Raw genomic sequence first — 18,864 nt, 5'->3', positions numbered from 1 at the left:
AAGGGATGTCAACGATCCCCGCCACCGTCACGCCGCTCACGATCGGCGCGCTCGAGCTCGACGTGCCCGTGGTGCTCGCCCCGATGGCGGGCATCACGAACACCGCGTTCCGCCGGCTCTGCCGCGAATTCGGCGCCGGGCTCTACGTCTCCGAGATGATCACGAGCCGCGCGCTCGTCGAGCGCACGCCCGAGTCGATGCGGCTCATCACGCACCACGAGTCTGAGACGCCGCGCTCCATCCAGCTCTACGGCGTCGACCCGAAGACCGTGTCCGAGGCGGTGACGATGCTTGTCGCCGAAGACCGGGCCGACCACATCGACCTGAACTTCGGCTGCCCGGTGCCGAAGGTCACCCGCAAGGGCGGCGGCGCCGCCCTGCCGTGGAAGAACGGGCTGTTCCGCGACATCGTCGAGGGTGCGGTGCGGGCCGCGGGAGACGTCCCGCTCACGATCAAGATGCGCAAAGGCATCGACGCCGACCACCTGACCTACCTCGAGGCGGGCCGCATCGCCGAGGGCGCCGGCGTCGCCTCGATCGCGCTGCACGCGCGCACGGCGGCGGAGTTCTACTCCGGGCACGCCGACTGGTCGGCGATCGCGAAGCTGAAAGAGACGGTCACCTCGGTGCCCGTGCTCGGCAACGGCGACATCTGGTCGGCCGACGATGCGCTGCGCATGGTCGCCGAGACGGGGTGCGACGGCGTCGTCGTCGGGCGCGGATGCCTCGGCCGCCCCTGGCTCTTCGGCGATCTCGCGGCGGGTTTCCGGGGCCAACTGGCCGACGGCAGCGCGAGCCTCTTCCAGCCGAGCCTGGGGCAGGTCGCGCAGACCTTCCGCCGGCACGCGGAGCTCCTCGCCGAGTTCTTCGACAGCGAGGAGCGCGGCTGCCGCGACATCCGCAAGCACGTCGCCTGGTACTTCAAGGGCTACCCGGTCGGCGGCGAGCTGCGCGCTCGACTCGCCACCGTCGAGTCGCTGCAGATGCTCGACGACCTGCTCGGCACGCTCGACTGGTCGATGCCGTACCCGGGCGAGGGGGCGGAGGGCCCGCGAGGCCGTGCGGGCACCCCGAAGAACCCCGCCCTGCCCGACGGCTGGCTCGACTCGCAGGAGCTCGCCGGGCACGACCGCGTGACGCTCGTCGACGCCGAGCTCGACACGAGCGGCGGCTGAGCGTGACGATCCCGGCCTTCGGCGACCGCCTGTTCGGCGGCGCAGAACTGCTCGGCGACGCCAGGCTCTTCGGCGGCTACGGCGAGGCCGACGCCGAGCGGCTGCTGCCCGAGCAGCACTCCTCGCGGCGCAGCGACTTCGCCCGCGATCGGGCCCGCCTGCTGCACTCGAGCGCGCTGCGGCGGCTCGCGGCGAAGACCCAGGTGCTGAGCCCCACCGCCGGTCTCGACTTCGCCCGCAACCGGCTCACCCACTCGCTCGAGGTCGCGCAGATCGGTCGCGAGCTCGCCGCCAACCTCGCCCTCGATCCCGACGTCGTCGACACCGCCTGCCTCGCGCACGACCTCGGGCACCCGCCCTTCGGGCACAACGGCGAGAAGGCGCTCAACGCCTGGTCGGCCGACATCGGCGGCTTCGAGGGCAACGCGCAGACGCTCCGCATCCTCACCAGGCTCGAGCCGAAGGTGTTCGACGCCGACGGCCGCAGCTACGGGCTGAATCTCACTCGGGCGAGCCTCGACGCGAGTTGCAAGTACCCCTGGCCCGAGGAGCAGGGCGTCGCCGACCCCTCCGGGCGGCAGAAGTTCGGCTTCTACCACGACGACGTCGCGGTGTTCGAATGGCTGCGGGCCGGGGCGCCCGAGCGGCGGCTCTGCATCGAGGCGCAGGTGATGGACCTCTCCGACGACATCGCCTACTCGGTGCACGACTTCGAGGACGCCGTGGTCAACGGCTACCTCGACGTCGAGGCGCTCGGCCGCCGAGTCGACCACGACGAGCTCGTCGCCTCGATGTACGAGTGGATCGGCGGGCAGCACTCGCACGACGAGCTCATGGCGGCGTTCGACCGGCTCGACTCGCTCGACGTCTGGCTCGACACGTGGAGCGGCAGCCGGCTCGACCAGGCGCGGCTCAAGAACCTCACGAGCCAGCTCATCGGCCGCTTCGCGCACGCCGCGACCGAGGCCACCCGGGCGGCGTTCCCCGTGGCGAGCCTCATCCGCTTCGACGGCGACGTCGTCGTGCCCCGCGAGATCCAGGCCGAGATCGCGGTGCTGAAGGGCATTGTCGCGGCCTTCGTGATGTCGCGCAACACGCGGCAGCCGATCTACCGGCAGCAGCGCGAGGTGCTGACCTCGCTGGCCGACGTCCTCCTCGAGACGGGCGAGCAGCACCTCGACCCGGGCCTCGCCGAGGACTGGCGGGCCGCGGGCGACGACGCCGCGCGCAAGCGGGTCGTCGTCGACCAGGTGCAGAGCCTCACCGACCAGTCGGCGCTCGCCTGGCACGAGCGGCTCGTGCAGCGCTGAAGCGCGCCGGCGACGCGGTGACGACGTGGCTGCATCGGGCCCCGGAGGGTCCGGCGGAGCATAGGATGTGAGCATGGCGGGCCGAATTCGACAGAGCGATGTCGAAGAGGTGAAATCCCGCACGAACATCGCCGACATCATCGGCGAGTACGTGAGTCTGAAGTCCGCCGGCGTCGGCTCGATGAAGGGCCTCTGCCCCTTCCACGACGAGCGCAGCCCGAGCTTCAACGTGCGCCCCGGCGTCGGCTTCTACCACTGCTTCGGCTGCGGCGAGTCGGGCGACGTCTACAGCTTCCTGCAGAAGATGGACCACGTGTCCTTCACCGAGGCCGTCGAACGCCTCGCGGGTCGCATCGGCTACGAGCTGCACTACGAGGACGGCGGCCAGGCGAGCGACCACGGCAACCGCGCCCGGCTCCTCGCGGCGAACCAGGCGGCGGCGGAGTTCTTCGCCGAGCAGCTGCTGCAGCCCATCGCCGAGGTGGGTCGCCGGTTCCTCGGCGAGCGCGGATTCGACGCCGAGGCCGCCAAGCGCTTCGGCGTGGGCTTCGCGCCGAAGAGCTGGGACGCGCTGACGAAGCACCTGCGGGGGCGCGGCTTCTCGACCGAGGAGCTCGCGGCGGCCGGTCTCGTCTCGCAGGGCGATCGGGGCGTCTACGACCGCTTCCGCGGCCGCCTCGTCTGGCCGATCCGCGACGTCACCGGGCAGACCGTGGGCTTCGGCGCCCGGCGGCTCCTCGACGACGACAACGGCCCGAAGTACCTGAACACCCCCGAGACCGCGATCTACCACAAGGCGCAGGTGCTGTACGGGCTCGATCTCGCCAAGCGCGACATCTCCCGCTCGCAGCGCGTCGTCGTCGTCGAGGGCTACACCGACGTCATGGCCTGCCATCTCGCGGGGGTCACGACGGCGATCGCGACGTGCGGCACGGCGTTCGGCGTCGACCACATCAAGGTGCTCCGACGGGTGCTCGGCGACGACTCCGGCGTGGGCGAGGTGGTGTTCACCTTCGACGGCGACGAGGCCGGGCAGAAGGCCGCGATGCGCGCCTTCGCGGAAGAGCAGCGCTTCGCCGCGCAGACCTTCGTCGCCGTCGCGCCCGATGGGCTCGACCCCTGCGACCTGCGGCTCGCCCGCGGCGACCACGCGGTGCGCACCCTCGTCGACACCAAGGTGCCGATGTTCGAGTTCGTGCTGCGCCAGATCGTCGGCCGATACGACCTCGACACCGTCGAGGGCCGGGTGTCCGCGCTCCGGCAGGCGGCCCCCGTCGTCGCCGAGATCCGCGACCCCGCCCTGCGCCCCGGCTACTCGCGCGAGCTCGCGCGCATGCTCGGCATGGACCTCGGCGAGGTCGGCCGCGCCGTCAAGGCGGCGACGAGCCGCAGCCGCTCGGGCGAGCGCGACCGCGGTGGGCAGGGCGAGCGGCGCGCCCCGGGCGCGAACGAGGGCGCGCAGTCCGCGACGCAGGCGGATGCCCCGGCGCGCCCGTTCTCGATCTCCGAGCTGCCCAACGACCCCTCGACCCGGCTCGAGCGCGAGGCGCTCCAAGCGATGCTGCAGTACCCCGGTTCCGCCGAGCCGGCCCTCCTCGCGCACGCCGCGGAGGCGCGCTTCGAGAACCCCTCGCTGGCCGTCGTGCGCGACGGCATCGCGGCGGCCCTCTCGGGGGGCGTCGAGGCGATCACCGTCGACCGGGTCATCGGCCAGGTGCCGGCCCCGTTCGCGAGCATCGTGCAGCAGCTGGCGGTGCTGCCCGTGCCGCAGCGCAACGAGGCGGCGATCGCCGGTTGGGTGCGGGGCGTGCTCTCCTCGCTCGTCGACCGGGAGCTGCTGCGGCAGAAGGTCGAGCTGATGGGCCGGCTGACCCGCCTCGCCGCGGAGGACCGGGCGAGCTACGAGATGCTGCAGCGCGCGATCGTCGAGATCGACCGCGAACGGGTGGCCCTCCGCGCCGAATGAGGCGGGCCATCCGTCCATCCGTGCAATCACGCGCATCCCTTGCGCGCTTGGTTGCAGATCGGTAAACATTCCTCCGTCGCAGCTCCCCGCCGTGCACGTTTCCATCTGCCGTGTGCTAGGTGTTGGGGATATCGAATCGCGGGCAGGCGCCGGACCGGGCGCTGGTCCGCGATGAACTCTGACAGGAAGAGGGACCCGGATATGACATCCGCATCCACTACCGCGCGTCGCGGCATCGTCGCCGTCGCCGGCCTCTCGATCGCGGCGCTCGCGCTCGCGGGCTGCTCGGCCGGCGGTTCGAACGGCTCGGGCGGCGGCGGTGACTCGATCACCATCGGCACGACCGACAAGATCACGACGCTCGACCCGGCCGGTTCGTACGACAACGGCTCGTTCGCCGTGATGAACCAGGTGTTCCCGTTCCTCATGAACACCCCCTACGGCAGCCCCGACGTCGAGCCCGACATCGCGGAGTCCGCGGAGTTCACCGCGCCGACCGAGTACACCGTGAAGCTCAAGCCGGGCCTCAAGTGGGCGAACGGCAACGACCTCACCTCCTCGGACGTGAAGTTCTCCTTCGACCGGCAGCTGAAGATCGCCGACGAGAACGGCCCGTCGTCGCTGCTCTACAACCTCGACTCGGTCGAGGCGGTCGACGACACCACCGTCGTCTTCCACCTGAAGAGCGAGAACGACCAGATCTTCCCGCAGATCCTCTCGAGCCCGGTGGGCCCGATCGTCGACGAGGACGTCTTCTCGGCCGACGCGCTCACGAGCGACGACGAGATCGTCAAGGGCGAGGCCTTCGCCGGCCAGTACGTCATCACGAGCTACAAGATGAACGAGCTGATCTCGTACGCGGCGAACCCCGACTACGAGGGCATCCTCGGCGCGCCGAAGACCGACAAGGTCAACGTCAAGTACTACGCCGACTCGTCGAACCTCAAGCTCGACGTGCAGGAGGGCAACATCGACGTCGCGTTCCGGAGCCTCTCCGCGACCGACATCGACGACCTCAAGAAGAACGACAAGGTGAAGGTCGTCGACGGCCCCGGCGGCGAGATCCGCTACATCGTCTTCAACTTCAACACCCAGCCGTACGGCGCGACGACGCCCGAGGCCGACCCGGCCAAGGCGCTCGCCGTCCGCCAGGCGGTCGCGGACCTCATCGACCGCGACGAGATCGCCACGCAGGTCTACAAGGGCACCTACACCCCGCTGTACTCCTACGTCCCGGCGGGCCTGACCGGCCAGGTCGACGCGCTGAAGCCGCTCTACGGCGACGGCAACGGCGGCCCCGACGCGGACAAGGCGAAGGCGAGCCTCGAGGCCGCCGGCGTGACCGTCCCGGTCGAGCTGAACCTGCAGTACTCGAACGACCACTACGGCCCGTCCTCGGGTGACGAGTACGCCCTCATCAAGGACCAGCTCGAGGCATCCGGCCTCTTCAAGGTGAACCTGCAGACCACCGAGTGGGTGCAGTACTCGAAGGACCGCAGCTCGGACGTGTACCCGGCCTACCAGCTCGGCTGGTTCCCGGACTACTCGGACGCGGACAACTACCTCACGCCGTTCTTCCTGATCGAGAACTTCCTGGCGAACCACTACAACAACCAGGAGGTCAACGACCTCATCCTGCAGCAGGCGGTCACGGCCGACCCGGCTGAGCGCACCGCGCTCATCGAGCAGATCCAGGAGAAGGTGGCGGCCGACCTGTCGACCGTGCCGTACCTCCAGGGTGCGCAGGTCGCGGTCGTCGGAGCCGACGTGACGGGCGCCGAGGACACCCTCGACGCGTCGTTCAAGTTCCGCTACGCCGCGCTGGCCAAGGGTTGATCCCCGACAGCCGGTAAGGTTTCCGAAGAACCGAACGGGCGGCCCGCCTCTTTCGAGGGCGGGCCGCCTTTCGTTCCGTCCCGACGATAGGCGAACATGAGCTCAACGACGACCGCGCCGCCGACCACCCCGGGTGGCGCCCCCCGACGCCAGGAGAGATCCTCCGGCGGCAGCCTCGGCAGGTACATCGCGATGCGCGCCCTGCTGGTCATCCCGACCGTCTTCATCCTCGTGACGGTGGTCTTCATCGTCATGCGGGCGACCGGCGACCCGATCACCGCCGCCCTCGGCGGCAAACTGCCGCCCGCGCAGCTCGCCGAGGCGATCCACAACGCCGGCTACGACCGGCCCATCATCGTGCAGTACTTCGAGTACCTCGGCCAGATCTTCACCGGCAACTTCGGCACGACGCTGTCCGACAACCGCCCGGTCATCGAAGTCCTCGTGACGTACGGCACCGCCACCCTCGAGCTCGCGTTCTACGCGCTGCTCGTGGCCTTCATCGTCGGCATCCCGCTCGGAATGGTCGCCGCGTACGTGCGCGACCGCTGGGGCGACGCGGTGCTGCGCGTCTTCGCGATCCTCTGCTACGCCACCCCGGTGTTCTTCGCTGGCATGCTCCTGAAGCTCGTCTTCTCGGTCTGGCTCGGCGTGCTGCCCGTCGCGGGGCGCGCCTCTACCGGCTCGGAGCTCGAGATGCAGTTCCTGCCGTTCAGCACCGGCATCTACACGATCGACGCCATCTTGACGGGCGACCCCGCCGTGCTCGGCGACGTGCTGCGGCACGCCGTGCTCCCCGCGATCGCGCTCGGCCTGCTCACGGCCGGCGTCTTCCTCCGGCTCGTGCGCACCAACGTGATCGGCACGCTGTCAACCGACTACGTCGACGCGGCCCGCTCGCGCGGCGTCGCCGAGCGCCGGCTCGTGACGAAGCACGCCTACCGGCCCGCGCTCATCCCGATCGTGACGGTCATTGGCCTGCAGATCGCGCTCCTCCTCGGCGGGGCGGTGCTGACCGAGACGACCTTCGAGTGGAAGGGGCTCGGCTTCATGCTCGCCGAGTACCTCCAGGCCCGCGACTTCGTCGCCGTGCAGGGCATCGTCGCCATGCTCGCCGTCATCGTCGCGCTCACCAACTTCGTCGTCGACATCATCGCGGCGCTCATCGACCCGAGGGTGAGGTACTGAGATGACCGCCACCACCACTTCCGCGACGCCCGTCGCCGTGCCGAAGCGCCGGCTGCGGGACCGCCTGCCGGTCGTGCACCAGCTGCGCCAGAGCGTCGGCCTGCAGCGCGGCATGCTCGTCGCCGGCCTCGTCATCACGGGGCTGTTCGTCCTGACCGCGATCTTCGCCCCGCTGCTCGCGCCGTACGGATTCGCGCAGCTCCGCGGAGCGGACGGCGCCTTCGGCAGCCAGCAGGCGCCCTCGGCCGAGCACCCCTTCGGCACCACCGTCGGCGGCTACGACGTGCTGTCCCGGGTCATCTGGGGTGCGCAGACCGCGCTGCTCGTGATCATCGTCGCCGTCATCGCCTCGATCATCGCCGGCGTGCTGCTCGGCCTCGTCTCCGGCTACTTCGGCGGCTGGTTCGACCGGGTGCTCGTCGTCGTCTGCGACGCGATCTACGCCTTCCCCTCGCTGCTGCTCGCCATCGCATTGTCGATCATGATCTCCGGCGGCCAGTCGAGCCTGTGGGGCGGCATCCTCGCCGCGGCGCTCTCGATCACGGTCGTGTTCATCCCGCAGTACTTCCGGGTGATCCGAGCGGAGACCGTGCGGATCAAGGCGGAGGCCTACGTCGAGTCGGCGAAGGTGCTCGGCGCGTCGAACGGCCGGATCATGTTCCGGCACGTGCTGCGCAACGCCACTCGCACGCTGCCGCTCATCTTCACGCTGAACTCCTCGGAGGCGATCCTCACGCTCGCCGGCCTCGGCTTCCTGGGCTTCGGCATCGAGCCGACGGCCGCCGCGGAGTGGGGCTACGACCTCAACAAGGCGCTCTCGGATGTCACGAGCGGCATCTGGTGGACCTCGCTCTACCCGGGTCTCGCGATTGTCCTCGCGGTGCTCGGCATCACGCTCGTCGGCGAGAGCCTGAACGACCTGGCCGATCCGCGCTTGCGCGGCCGCCGCCGCGTCGCGCAGGCCGCGGGCCAGGTCGCCGAGACCTCGGTCGTGCCCGGCGGCACCCTCTCCGCCGGACCCGGGGGCCTCGACGGCCTCGAGAGCGGCGAATCGTTCGACGAGCACGGAATCGAGGTCAAGCGATGAGCACGGTCGTCGAGATCAAGCACCTGGGCGTCTCGTTCGCCACCGACTCGGGCGCGGTGAAGGCGGTCGACGACGTCTCGCTCGAGGTGGCCCGCGGTGAGGTGCTCGCCATCGTCGGCGAGTCCGGCAGCGGCAAGACCGTCACCGCCAAGACCATCCTCGGGCTGCTGCCGGAGACGGCGACGACGAGCGGCGTGGTGCTGCTCTCGAACCGCGAGGGCACGCGCGAGCGCGACGTCATCTCGCTCGGGAAGCAGCAGCTGCGCGAGATCCGCGGCACCGATGTCGCGATGGTGTTCCAGGAGCCCTCGACCGCGCTGAACCCCGTCTACACGGTGGGCTGGCAGATCATGGAGGGCCTCCGCGCCCACGGCGAGGTCTCGAAGAAGGAGGCGCGCCGCCGGGCGATCGAGATGCTCGGCCGGGTCGGCATCCCCGACCCCGAGGTGCGCATCGACCACTTCCCGCACCAGTTCTCCGGCGGGCAGAAGCAGCGCATCGTGATCGCGATGGCGCTCGTGCTCGACCCGGGGCTCATCGTCGCCGACGAGCCGACGACCGCGCTCGACGTGACCGTGCAGGCCGAGATCCTCGACCTGCTGCGGCGCTGCCGCGACGAGTTCGGCACGGCGATCGTGCTCATCACGCACAACATGGGCGTTGTCGCCGACCTCGCCGACCGAGTCGCGGTGATGTACCAGGGCAAGCTCGTCGAGCAGGCGCCCGTGCGCGAGCTGTTCGCCGCGCCGCAGGCCGACTACACGAAGGCGCTGCTCGCCGCGGTGCCGCACGTGGGCCACGGCACGGCGCGCGCCGCCGAGCGCGTCGCCGCCCGTGCCGAGGGGTGGGCGGGCGCCGCGCCCGTCGTCGAGGCCCGCGGGCTCGAGATCGTCTACCCCGGCCGGTTCGGCCGGCCCGGCTTCCGCGCGGTCGACGGCGTCGACCTCGTCATCCGACCGGGGGAGGTCCTCGGCCTCGTCGGCGAGTCCGGTTCGGGCAAGACGACGATCGGCCGAGCCATCGCGGGGCTCACCAAGGTGACCGGTGGATCGCTGCAGGTGCTCGGCCACGAGATGAACGGCATCCGCGAGCGGGACTTCCGTCCCACGCGGAGCCGCATCGGCTTCGTCTTCCAGGACCCGGCGTCGAGCTTCAACCCGCTGCTCACGATCGCCGAGTGCGTCGCCGAACCGCTCGTGATCCACGGGCGCGCGGCGGATGCCGCGGAGGCCCGCGGGCGCGTCGACGAGCTGCTCGAGGCGGTGCAGCTGCCGCGCGCCTACGGCGACCGCTACCCGCACGAGCTCTCCGGCGGCCAGCGCCAGCGCGCCAGCCTCGCCCGCTCGCTCGCCCTCGAGCCCGAGCTGCTCATCGCCGACGAGCCGACGAGCGCGCTCGACGTGTCGGTGCAGGCGCGCGTGCTCGAGCTGTTCCGGGAGCTGCAGCAGGAGTTCGGCTTCGCGTCGCTGTTCATCAGCCACGACCTCGCGGTCGTCGATCTGCTCGCCGACCGCATCGCCGTGCTGTACCACGGCGAGCTCGTCGAGGAGGGCACCGGCGCCGAGGTGCTCGGGGCGCCGTCGGATCCCTACACGAAGCGCCTGTTGGCCTCGCTGCCCGTGCCCGACCCGGTGGAGCAGGCCGAGCGCCGGGCGGAACTCCGTCGTCTCCGGGAGGCCCGCTGAGGATGCGCAATGCGGCACACACGAACCCCGTCGTCCTGAGCGACCTCTCGGTCGAGTACCCGGCGAAGGGACCGAGCCCCGCGCACGTCGCGCTACACGGGCTCTCCCTCTCGCTCGCGCCTGGCGAGGTGCTCGGGCTCCTCGGCAGCGCCGGCAGCGGCAAGTCCACGCTCGCGCGGGTGCTGTCGGGGTCGTTCCTCGATGCCCGGGCCGGTGACGGCCAGCCGGTGATCACGGGCGGGGACGCGACGGTGCTCGGCCACGGGCTGCGGAAGCTCCCCAGGCGCAAGCAGGCCGCGTTCTCGCTGCACGTCGGATATCTCGCCCAGGGCGCCGCCGACGCGCTGCCGGCCGATCGCTCGGTGCGCGAGATCGTGGCGGAGCCGATCCTGGAGCGCGACCAGCACTACAACGCGCGGGCGCTCGCGACGCGGGTGGCGACGATGGTCGACTCGGTGCGGCTGCCACTCGGCTTCCTCGACAAGTACCCGTACGAGCTCTCCGCCGGGCAGCGGCAGCGGGTGGCGCTGGCCCGGGCGCTCGTGCTGGAGCCGAAGCTCCTGATCGCCGACGAGCCCACCGCCGGCATCGACCTGACGGTGCGCGACTCGGTCGCGCAGCTCGTGAACGAACTCCGGCAGGGGCACACCTTCTCGGCGATCGTGATCACCCACGACCTGCCGGTGCTGCGGCGCATCGCCGACCGGATCGCCGTGCTCGACCACGGCGCGCTCGTCGCCCTGGGCACGATCGACGAGGTGCTCTCCGATCCGAGGCATCCGTACGTCCGCGCCCTCGCGGGCGCGCTGGACGACGGGCACGCCGTCATCGACGACCTCGAGCCGCCGCTCGCATGAGCCTGCTCGGGGACGGCGCGCGGCACCGCCCGGTGCGCGGGGCCGCCGACGCGGCGCCGCGCCGGGCGGCGGAGGCGGGGGAGCGCCCTGCGCCGGGCCCGATCGCCGTGCTGCCGGATGCCTCGGCCGGGCTTCGCACCGCGGTCGAGTCCGCCGGCGGGCGGCTCGCGCCGCTCGGGGAGGACACCCGCGGCCTCGTGTGGACCGCGAACGACGGCGCCGCCGAACTCGCGGCGATCCTGCGCGAACGGCCCGGCATCGGCTGGGTGCAGCTGCCGTGGGCGGGCGTCGACGCTTTCGCCGCGCTGCTCGCCGGTGCCCGCGGCGACGGCCGCACGTGGACGAGCGGCAAGGGCGCCTACGCGCAGCCCGTCGCCGAGCACGCGCTCGCCCTCGCGCTTGCCCTGCTCCGGGAGCTGCCGCGACGCGCTGCGGCGAGCTCCTGGGAGCCGGATGAACGCGGACGCAGCCTCTACGGCGCGGAGGTCGTGGTGCTCGGCGCCGGCGGCGTCGCCGTCGAGCTGCTGCGGCTGCTGGAGCCGTTCCGCGTGCGTGCGACGGTGGTGCGCCGCCGCGACGGCGCGGTGCCCGGTGCGGTGCGCACCGTGCCGGTGGCGCGGCTCGCCGAGGCCGCGCGGGGTGCGGAGCTGCTGTTCGTCGCCGCGGCGCTGACCGACGACTCCCGGGGGATCGTGGATGCCGAGGTGCTCGCCGCGCTCGCCCCGGGCGCGGTCGTTGTGAACGTCGGCCGCGGGGCGGTCATCGACACGGCGGCCCTCGTCGCCGCCCTGGAATCGGGTGCGCTCGGCGGTGCCGGCCTCGACGTGACCGACCCGGAGCCGTTGCCGGCGGGCCATCCGCTCTGGGCGTTCGAGCAGTGCCTGATCACGCCGCACGTCGCCGACACCGAGGAGATGACGGCGCCGCTCTACGCCGAACGCGTCGCCGAGAACGTGCGCGCCTTCCTGGGCGACGGGGCGTTCGTCGGCCGGATCGACCTCGAGCACGGCTACTGAGTGGCGAGCTTCGCTCGGATTGGGAGAGTGGGCGCGGCTTTGCTAGAGTAGTCGTCGCTGAACAAGCGATCCTCCATAGCTCAATTGGCAGAGCAATCGGCTGTTAACCGATAGGTTCTTGGTTCGAGTCCAAGTGGGGGAGCATCTGCGGCCCGGTCTCTTCGGAGGCCGGGCCGTGTTCGTTTTCGGGACGCGCCCGTTCGCCCGGACCGTCCGCCGCCGAGAGCGGCGACGCGGGCGACGCGGACTGAACGCGCGCAGCCCCAACGGTCCCGCGCCGCGCCAGAGCGCTCAGTAACGGGGAAAGCTCAGAGCCCGAGCTGCGCGATCGTGTGCTCGACCACGTGCTCCGGCGTGCCCTGCACGTCGATCACGAGGCCGGATTCGCCGGCGCCGAGCGGTTCGAGCGTCTCGAACTGCGAGTCGAGCAGCGTCGTCGGCATGAAGTGCCCGGTGCGCTGACCGAGCCGTTCGGCGATGAGCTCGCGGGGTCCCGCGAGGTGCAGGAAGACGACGTCGGGGCGCGCCAGCCGTTCGCGGTAGGCGCGCTTGAGCGCCGAGCACGTGATCACGGCGGGGCGGTCGGCGTCGAGGTGCGCGTCGATCCAGTCCGCGATCCTGTCCAACCATGGCTCGCGGTCGTCGTCGCTCAGCGGGATCCCGCTCGCCATCTTGGCGACGTTCGCGTCCGGATGGAGCCGGTCGCCCTCCTGGAAGTCCCAGCCCAGCCGGTGCGCGATGAGCTCGGCGAACGTGGTCTTGCCGCTTCCCGAGACGCCCATGACGACGAGCACGGGACCGCGCCCGGTGCGGGCCGAGCCCGCGTCGGACGAAGCGTGTGGCGCGAGGTTGATGATTCTCCCTTCCGGCCGCGAGGCCGGGGATCTACTGCTGGTGGGATGCGCGTGCGGCGCCGACTGCGGCGCCAAGACGCTACCCCCGCTCGAAGACGACCGCACCCCGCGCGAGGGTGGTATCCGCCTGCACGGCGTGGAGCTCGGCGTCGGGCACCTCGCGCAGCTCGGCATCGAGGAGCACGAGATCGGCGAGGAGGCCCGGTTCGATGCGACCGCGCAGCTCGTCCTGACGCACCGCGTGCGCCGCGCCGCTCGTGGCCGCACGCAGCGCGGAGTCGCGCGACAGGGCTTCGTGCGGCAGGAACGGTTCGGTCGAATCGCCCGGGTAGCTGCGGTTCACGGCGACGTGGATCCAGTCGAAGGGGCTCGGCGTGGTCACGGGCCAGTCGGAGCCGAAGGCGAGCGGCACGCCGGCGAGCTCGAGCGAGCGGAAGGCGTAGTGGTGGTCGTGCAGCGAGGCGTCGAGGAAGGGCAGCGTCATCTCGACCATCTGCGCGTCGGCCTGCGCCCAGTAGGGCTGCACGTTCGCGATCACCCCGGCGGCCGCCATGCGCGAGATCAGCCCGGGGTTGAGCAGCTGCAGGTGCGCCAGCTGATGCCGGCGGTCGCGGGCGGGATTCTGCCGCTGCGCGGCCTCGATCATCGCGAGCACCTCGTCCGTCGCCCGATCGCCGATGACGTGCGCGTGCAGGTCGAAGCCGGCCCGATCGAGCTCGACGACGACGGGGGCGAGCTCCGCCGGGTCGAAGAAGGTGATGCCGCGGTTCGGCTCCGCCGAGGCGCCGTGCTGCCCCGAGGGGTCGAGGTAGGGCACGGACACGGCGCCGGTGAGGGTCTCGCAGACGCCGTCGTACATGATCTTCACGCCGCTGGCGCGGAACCGCTCGTCGCCTGCGAAGGCGGCGCGCCGCGCGATGAGCTCGTCGAGCGCGCCCGCGGGGTCGGTGCGGCGCAGCCAGAGGTTTCCGGTGACCTGCCCGAGCAGGGCGCCCGAATCGATCGCCCGGCGGTAGCTGCGCTCGACGTCGGTGGTCGGCACGAAATCGCCGACGATGGCCTCCTGCCAGCCGGTGATGCCGAGGGAGAAGAAGCGCTGCTGGCCGGCGAGGAGGCCGGCGAAGCGCGTCTCCTCGTCGAGCGGCGGGATGAGCTCGGCCACGAGCAGCATGGCGCCCTCGTGCAGCAGCCCGCTCGGGGCTCCGGACGCGTCGCGCTCGATGCGGCCGCCATCCGGATCAGGGGTGCGCGCGGTGATGCCGGCCCGACGCAACGCGGCGGAGTTGACCCAGGCGCTGTGGCCGTCCTTGTTCGAGAGGTACGCCGGGCGCTCGCCGGTCAGCCGGTCGAGCTCGACGAGCATCGTGGCGGTGTCGGCGAAGTGGTCGAGCGACCAGCCCCGGCCGACGATCCACGGCTCGTTCGGCATCCGCCGGCAGTAGTCGTCGATGAGCTCGAGCGCGTGGGCGCGCGAACGGCTCAACGAGAGATCGCAGCGGGCCAGCTCGATGCCGGACTCCACGAGGTGCACGTGGGCGTCGGTGAAACCGGGCAGCAGGCTGCGCCCGGCCGCGTCGAGCACCTCGCCGGGTACGGAACCGAGCTCCGCCATCGGCATCACCCGGGCGATGCGCTCGCCTTCGACGGTGACGGCGTGCCGCCGTTCGCCGCCGTCGAGGAGCGGCAGGGTGCAGTCGACGATCGTCAGCTTCGCGGTCATCGGATGATCCTTCCAGGCGTCGTCATTCGGAGCCGACCAGCGCGCGAGCCGTGCTCGACGCCGATCCTCCTCGGGCGAGGACGGCTGCCGCCAGGGCGAGCAGCGCGAGGGTGGCGATGAGCATCACGGCGGCCATCGCGGCGAGCTCCGGGCGCAGGCCCGAGCGCAGCGAGCTCAGCACGTACACGGGCCACGGCGTGTTGCCCGTGGTCTGCACGAACGCGGAGATGATCGTGTTGTCGAGGCTGAGGGTGAACGCCATCAGCGCGCCGGCCCCGATCGCGGGTGCGAGCTGCGGCAGCAGGATCTGCCGGAAGCTGTTCCAGCGAGAGGCGTAGAGGTCCTCGGCGGCCTCGGTGAGCGCCGGGTCGAGGGCCCGCACTCGCCCGCGCACGAGGAAGGACACCACGGCCGTCGCGAAGAGCGAGTGGCCGATCGCGAGCCGGAGGATGCCGTCGTTGAGCGGGGCGATGCCCCAGTCCACGCTGAGCGAGGTGAGCCACGGCATCAGCGAGACGGCCTGCACGATCTCGGGGGTCACCAGCACGAGGGCGAGCACGCCGACGATCACCGAGACGACGGTGCCGGTGCGGACGCCGATGGCGACGCCCAGCGCCGATCCGAGCAGCGTCGCGAACAGCGTCGCGACGACGCTCGAGCGGAGCGAGACGCCCACCGCGTGCAGGATGTCGGGGGAGCTGAACGCCGTCTGGTACGCGTTCACCCCGAAGCCCTCCCAGGCGCCGAGCAGGCGTCCCGAGTTGAACGAGTACACGAGGATCACGAGGAGGGGGGCGAAGAGGAAGAGCAGCACCAGGATCCCGAAGATCCGTAGCGACAGGTTCGTGGCGCGGTCGCGCGTCGTGCCCGTCATGCCGGCACCTCCGTCTCGGTGCGGGCGGCCGTCGCCGCGGCCGCGGTTCGCTCGAGCGGCAGCCGGCGGCGGGCCCGGAGGATCGCGCCGCAGACGATGCCGACGGCGCCCACGAGCACGACGCTGAGCAAGGTGATCAGGATCAGGGTCACGCTCATCGCGGACCCGAGCGCCCAGTTCTGCCCCTGCTGGAACTGGCCGGCGATCATCTGCCCGACCATGTTGCCCTTCGCGCCGCCGAGCACCTGGGCGGTGATGTAGTCGCCCATCAGCGGGATGAAGACGAGCACGACGCCGCCGACGATGCCGGGGGCCGCGAGCGGCAGCGTCACCTGCCGGAACGTCCCCCAGCGCCCGGCGCCGAGGTCCTTGCTGGCCTCGCGCAGCGCCGGCGTGAGCCGTTCCATTGCGACGAAGATCGGCAGGATCATGAGCGGCAGGTAGTTGTAGACCACGCCCAGCTGCACCGCGCCCTTCGTGTAGAGCATCGAGAACGCGGCGTCCACGAGCCCGAGCTGCCGGAGCAGCACGGTCACCGGGCCCTCCGGCGCGAGCAGGATCTGCCAGCCGAGGGTGCGGATGAGGAAGTTCGTCCAGTACGGCACGAGCACGAGCGCGAGGACCACGTAGCGCCACTTCGGCGTGACCTTGACCGCGAGCCAGTACGAGAAGGGCACGGCGATCAGCACGCAGATGAGCGTGCCGATCACCGCGATCTGCAGGGTGTTCGCGAAGGTGAGCAGGAACGCCCCGCTCAGCGCCTCGCCGTAACGGTCGAGCGAGAGCACGGAGTTGTCGTGCGTGCCGTATAGACCGGGCTTCTGCCCGAAGCTGTACCACACGACGACCAGGATCGGGACGATGAAGAAGACCAGCATCCAGATCCCGCCCGGCACCGCGAGCAGCGTGGAGGACCCGCGCGGCCCGCGCCCGGAGGTCCGTGTTCTCGCCACCCGGCTCATGCCCCCGCGCGCGCCTTCATCTCGGCGACGATCTCCATGCGGGTCTGCTGCGCGGCGTTGATCTGGCCGGTGTACATGCGCTGCTTCTCCTCCTCGCTCGGGAAGATCATCCCGAGCAGCGGCGCGTCCGCGGCGGCGAGCTGGGCCTCGGCGGCGCCGATGCCGGTGCCGTAGCCGACGTACTCGGTGTTGCGCACGGCCTGCTCGAGGCCGAGGGAGTAGTCGATGAATTCGTAGGCCGCGTCGACGTTCTTGGCGCCCTTGACGATGGCCCAGTTGTCGGTCCAGAGGTTGGTGTCGGGCGTGGGCAGCACCCACTTCCAGCGGTCCGGCTCGGAGCTCGCCATGATGCCGCGGCGGGCCTCGCCGTTCCAGGTGTGCACGAGAGCCTGCGAGCCCTGCGGGATCGCGCCGCTGCCGGGCGCCGAGTCGAAGGCCGAGATGTGCTGGGCCAGCTCGTCGACGAGGAAGGTGCGGATCTTCGCGAGCTCGCCCTCGTCCTGGGTGCTCTGGTCCCAGCCGCGGGCGAAGCAGAGGATGGCGCAGATCTCGCCCGGGTCGTCCGCGAGCGAGGTGCGGCCGCTGGCCTCGTTCTTCGCCGCGTCGATGAAGTCGTCCCACGAGACGAGCTCGCGGGTGATCACCCGGGTGTCGTACGCGAAGCCGGTGGTGCCCCAGTACTTGGGCACCGTGTACGTGTTGTCCGGGTCCCACGCCTGGCCGAGGAAAGCCGCGTCGACGTTGCCGAGGTTCTTGAGGCGGCTGAGGTCGAGCTTCTCGAGCAGCTGGTTCTCGGCCATCTGCGGCACGAAGACGCCCGTTGGGATGACGATGTCGTAGCCGCTCGTGCCGCGCGCGGCGACGAGCTTGGCGATCATCTCCTCGTTCGAGGAGTAGGAGTCGATCGCGACGCCCGGCGCGAAGCCCTTCACGTTCTCGGGCGCGTCGTAGCCCGACCACGAGTAGACGCGCATGGTGCCGGAGCCGCCGCCCGAGCCGGAACCGCCGCCGTTGGCGCCGTCGGGCGCGCAGGCGGCGAGCGCGAGCGTCGCGCCGGCGCCGACGACGCCGGTGAGGAAGAGCCGGCGGGTGAACTCGGCCTCGCGGGAGCGCGGGACGAGGATCTTGGGGATGCGGTGCTCGGTCATGGTCGTGCGCTCCTTCGAGGTCAGGCTGCGGATGCCGCGGGGAAGACCGCGACGTGGTCGGGGGACCAGCTGGCGAGGACCCGCTCGCCGGGGCTGAAACGCTGGGGTTCGGTCACTCGGGCGGAGCGGGTCACCAGGGTGCGCCCGGAGGCGGCGCGGATCACGTACTGGCGGCTGTCGCCGAGCGTGTTCACGGCTTCGACGACGCCGGCGCAGGCGTTCACCGGGATCTCCGCCGACTCGGGGCGGAGCGTGATCGCCTCCGGTCGGATCGCGACGGTGGCGGCGGCTCCGGCCGGGGGCGCTGAGGCGGGCAGGAACCGGACGCCGTCGCCGTCGACCAGCACGCCGGAGTCCGTGCGGACGTCGTCGAAGAAGTTCTGCTGTCCGACGAAGCCGGCGACGAAGCGGGTGGCGGGCCGCTCGTACACCGTCTCGGGCTCGTCGAGCTGCTCGATGCGGCCGCCGTTCATGATGGCGACGCGGTCGCTCATCGCGAGGGCCTCGCCCTGGTCGTGGGTCACGAAGAGGAACGTCGTGCGCAGCCGAGTCTGGATCAGGCGCAGCTCGATCTGGACCTCTTCGCGCAGCTGGCGGTCGAGCGCGGCGAGCGGCTCGTCGAGGAGCAGCACGCGGGGGCGGTTGACGAGGGCGCGGGCGAGCGCGACGCGCTGCTGCTGCCCGCCCGAGAGCTGCGCGGGCTTGCGGTCGGCGAAGCGGTCCAGGCGCACCAGCTGCAGGGTCTCGGCGACGCGCTCGGCGATCTCGGCCTTGGCGACGCGCCGCTGGCGGAGTCCGTACGCCACGTTGCCGGCCACGGTGAGGTGCGGGAAGAGCGCGTAGGACTGGAAGACCGTGTTGACCTCGCGCTTGTTCGCGGGGAGCCCGCCGATCTCCGCGCCGTCGAGCAGGATGCTTCCGGAGTCGGGCTGCTCGAAGCCGGCGATCATGCGCAGGGTGGTGGTCTTGCCGCAGCCGGACGGCCCGAGCAGCGAGACGAACTCGCCGGGGCGCAGCACGAGGTCGAGGGAATCGACGACGGTGCTGCCGCCGAATCGCTTCGTGACCCCTCGCAGTTCGAGGGTCGAACCGCCGCTCGCGTCCGTGCTCATCTCGTTCTCCCGTTGCGTCGTTGGAACTCAGGCCCTCGTGAGCGTCCAGCGGGGGAGCGATCAGTCCGGGGATT

General features: G+C 71.3%; 15 protein-coding genes and 1 tRNA gene. 10 read left to right on the top strand and 6 right to left on the bottom strand.

Translation table 11 applies throughout. The features are described from left to right. Positions 1–5: 5 nt before the first annotated feature. From dusB to QSJ60_RS12090, 10 genes are all read left to right on the top strand, one after another. Positions 6–1,175, top strand: coding sequence for a tRNA dihydrouridine synthase DusB (gene dusB, locus QSJ60_RS12135; RefSeq protein ID WP_189086458.1), 1,170 nt, complete (start codon positions 6–8; stop codon positions 1,173–1,175). Positions 1,176–1,222: 47 nt separating this feature from the next. After that, positions 1,223–2,485: a deoxyguanosinetriphosphate triphosphohydrolase gene (locus tag QSJ60_RS12130; RefSeq protein ID WP_285465314.1), complete on the top strand. Its 1,263-nt coding sequence runs from the start codon at positions 1,223–1,225 to the stop codon at positions 2,483–2,485. Positions 2,486–2,558: 73 nt separating this feature from the next. Next, positions 2,559–4,451 carry a DNA primase gene (gene dnaG, locus QSJ60_RS12125; RefSeq protein ID WP_285463758.1) on the top strand — a complete coding sequence of 631 codons (1,893 nt, stop codon included), beginning with the start codon at positions 2,559–2,561 and terminating at the stop codon, positions 4,449–4,451. A gap of 201 nt (positions 4,452–4,652) precedes the next feature. Next, positions 4,653–6,287, top strand: coding sequence for an ABC transporter substrate-binding protein (locus tag QSJ60_RS12120; protein WP_230766856.1), 1,635 nt, complete (start codon positions 4,653–4,655; stop codon positions 6,285–6,287). Positions 6,288–6,383: 96 nt separating this feature from the next. Next, positions 6,384–7,475: an ABC transporter permease gene (locus QSJ60_RS12115; protein WP_285463756.1), complete on the top strand. Its 1,092-nt coding sequence runs from the start codon at positions 6,384–6,386 to the stop codon at positions 7,473–7,475. Position 7,476: 1 nt separating this feature from the next. Continuing rightward, positions 7,477–8,562 (top strand): ABC transporter permease, encoded by a 1,086-nt coding sequence (locus QSJ60_RS12110; RefSeq protein ID WP_285463755.1) that lies wholly within the window; start codon positions 7,477–7,479, stop codon positions 8,560–8,562. Beyond that, entirely contained in the window at positions 8,559–10,247 is a 1,689-nt protein-coding gene (locus tag QSJ60_RS12105; RefSeq protein WP_189086453.1) for an ABC transporter ATP-binding protein, read from the top strand. The genes QSJ60_RS12110 and QSJ60_RS12105 overlap by 4 nt, the downstream gene beginning before the upstream one ends. A gap of 2 nt (positions 10,248–10,249) precedes the next feature. Continuing rightward, positions 10,250–11,104, top strand: coding sequence for an ATP-binding cassette domain-containing protein (locus tag QSJ60_RS12100; RefSeq protein WP_189086452.1), 855 nt, complete (start codon positions 10,250–10,252; stop codon positions 11,102–11,104). After that, entirely contained in the window at positions 11,101–12,120 is a 1,020-nt protein-coding gene (locus tag QSJ60_RS12095; protein WP_230766865.1) for an NAD(P)-dependent oxidoreductase, read from the top strand. The genes QSJ60_RS12100 and QSJ60_RS12095 overlap by 4 nt, the downstream gene beginning before the upstream one ends. 69 nt (positions 12,121–12,189) lie before the next feature. Continuing rightward, a tRNA-Asn gene (locus QSJ60_RS12090) sits at positions 12,190–12,262 on the top strand. 166 nt (positions 12,263–12,428) lie between these two features. Here the strand turns inward: QSJ60_RS12090 and QSJ60_RS12085 are convergent. The 6 genes from QSJ60_RS12085 to QSJ60_RS12060 form a co-directional block, all read right to left on the bottom strand. Beyond that, positions 12,429–12,914 carry a gluconokinase gene (locus QSJ60_RS12085; protein ID WP_230766869.1) on the bottom strand — a complete coding sequence of 162 codons (486 nt, stop codon included), beginning with the start codon at positions 12,912–12,914 and terminating at the stop codon, positions 12,429–12,431. A 139-nt stretch (positions 12,915–13,053) separates the two neighbouring features. Continuing rightward, positions 13,054–14,694 carry an amidohydrolase gene (locus tag QSJ60_RS12080; protein ID WP_285463753.1) on the bottom strand — a complete coding sequence of 547 codons (1,641 nt, stop codon included), beginning with the start codon at positions 14,692–14,694 and terminating at the stop codon, positions 13,054–13,056. Between the two features lie 22 nt (positions 14,695–14,716). After that, complete coding sequence (locus tag QSJ60_RS12075) at positions 14,717–15,568, bottom strand: ABC transporter permease (RefSeq protein ID WP_189086448.1); 852 nt, start codon at positions 15,566–15,568, stop codon at positions 14,717–14,719. Further along, the gene (locus QSJ60_RS12070) at positions 15,565–16,530 is read right to left on the bottom strand and encodes an ABC transporter permease (RefSeq protein ID WP_502871388.1); all 966 of its coding nucleotides are present in this window, start codon (positions 16,528–16,530) and stop codon (positions 15,565–15,567) included. The genes QSJ60_RS12075 and QSJ60_RS12070 overlap by 4 nt, the downstream gene beginning before the upstream one ends. Next, entirely contained in the window at positions 16,527–17,678 is a 1,152-nt protein-coding gene (locus QSJ60_RS12065) for a polyamine ABC transporter substrate-binding protein (RefSeq protein WP_189086446.1), read from the bottom strand. The genes QSJ60_RS12070 and QSJ60_RS12065 overlap by 4 nt, the downstream gene beginning before the upstream one ends. A gap of 20 nt (positions 17,679–17,698) precedes the next feature. Continuing rightward, positions 17,699–18,790: an ABC transporter ATP-binding protein gene (locus QSJ60_RS12060; RefSeq protein ID WP_285463751.1), complete on the bottom strand. Its 1,092-nt coding sequence runs from the start codon at positions 18,788–18,790 to the stop codon at positions 17,699–17,701. Positions 18,791–18,864: the final 74 nt, after the last annotated feature.

This window comes from Agromyces sp. NBRC 114283, assembly GCF_030268405.1.
Lineage (GTDB): Bacteria > Actinomycetota > Actinomycetes > Actinomycetales > Microbacteriaceae > Agromyces > Agromyces mediolanus.
This window is presented reverse-complemented; position numbering and strand designations above follow the sequence as displayed.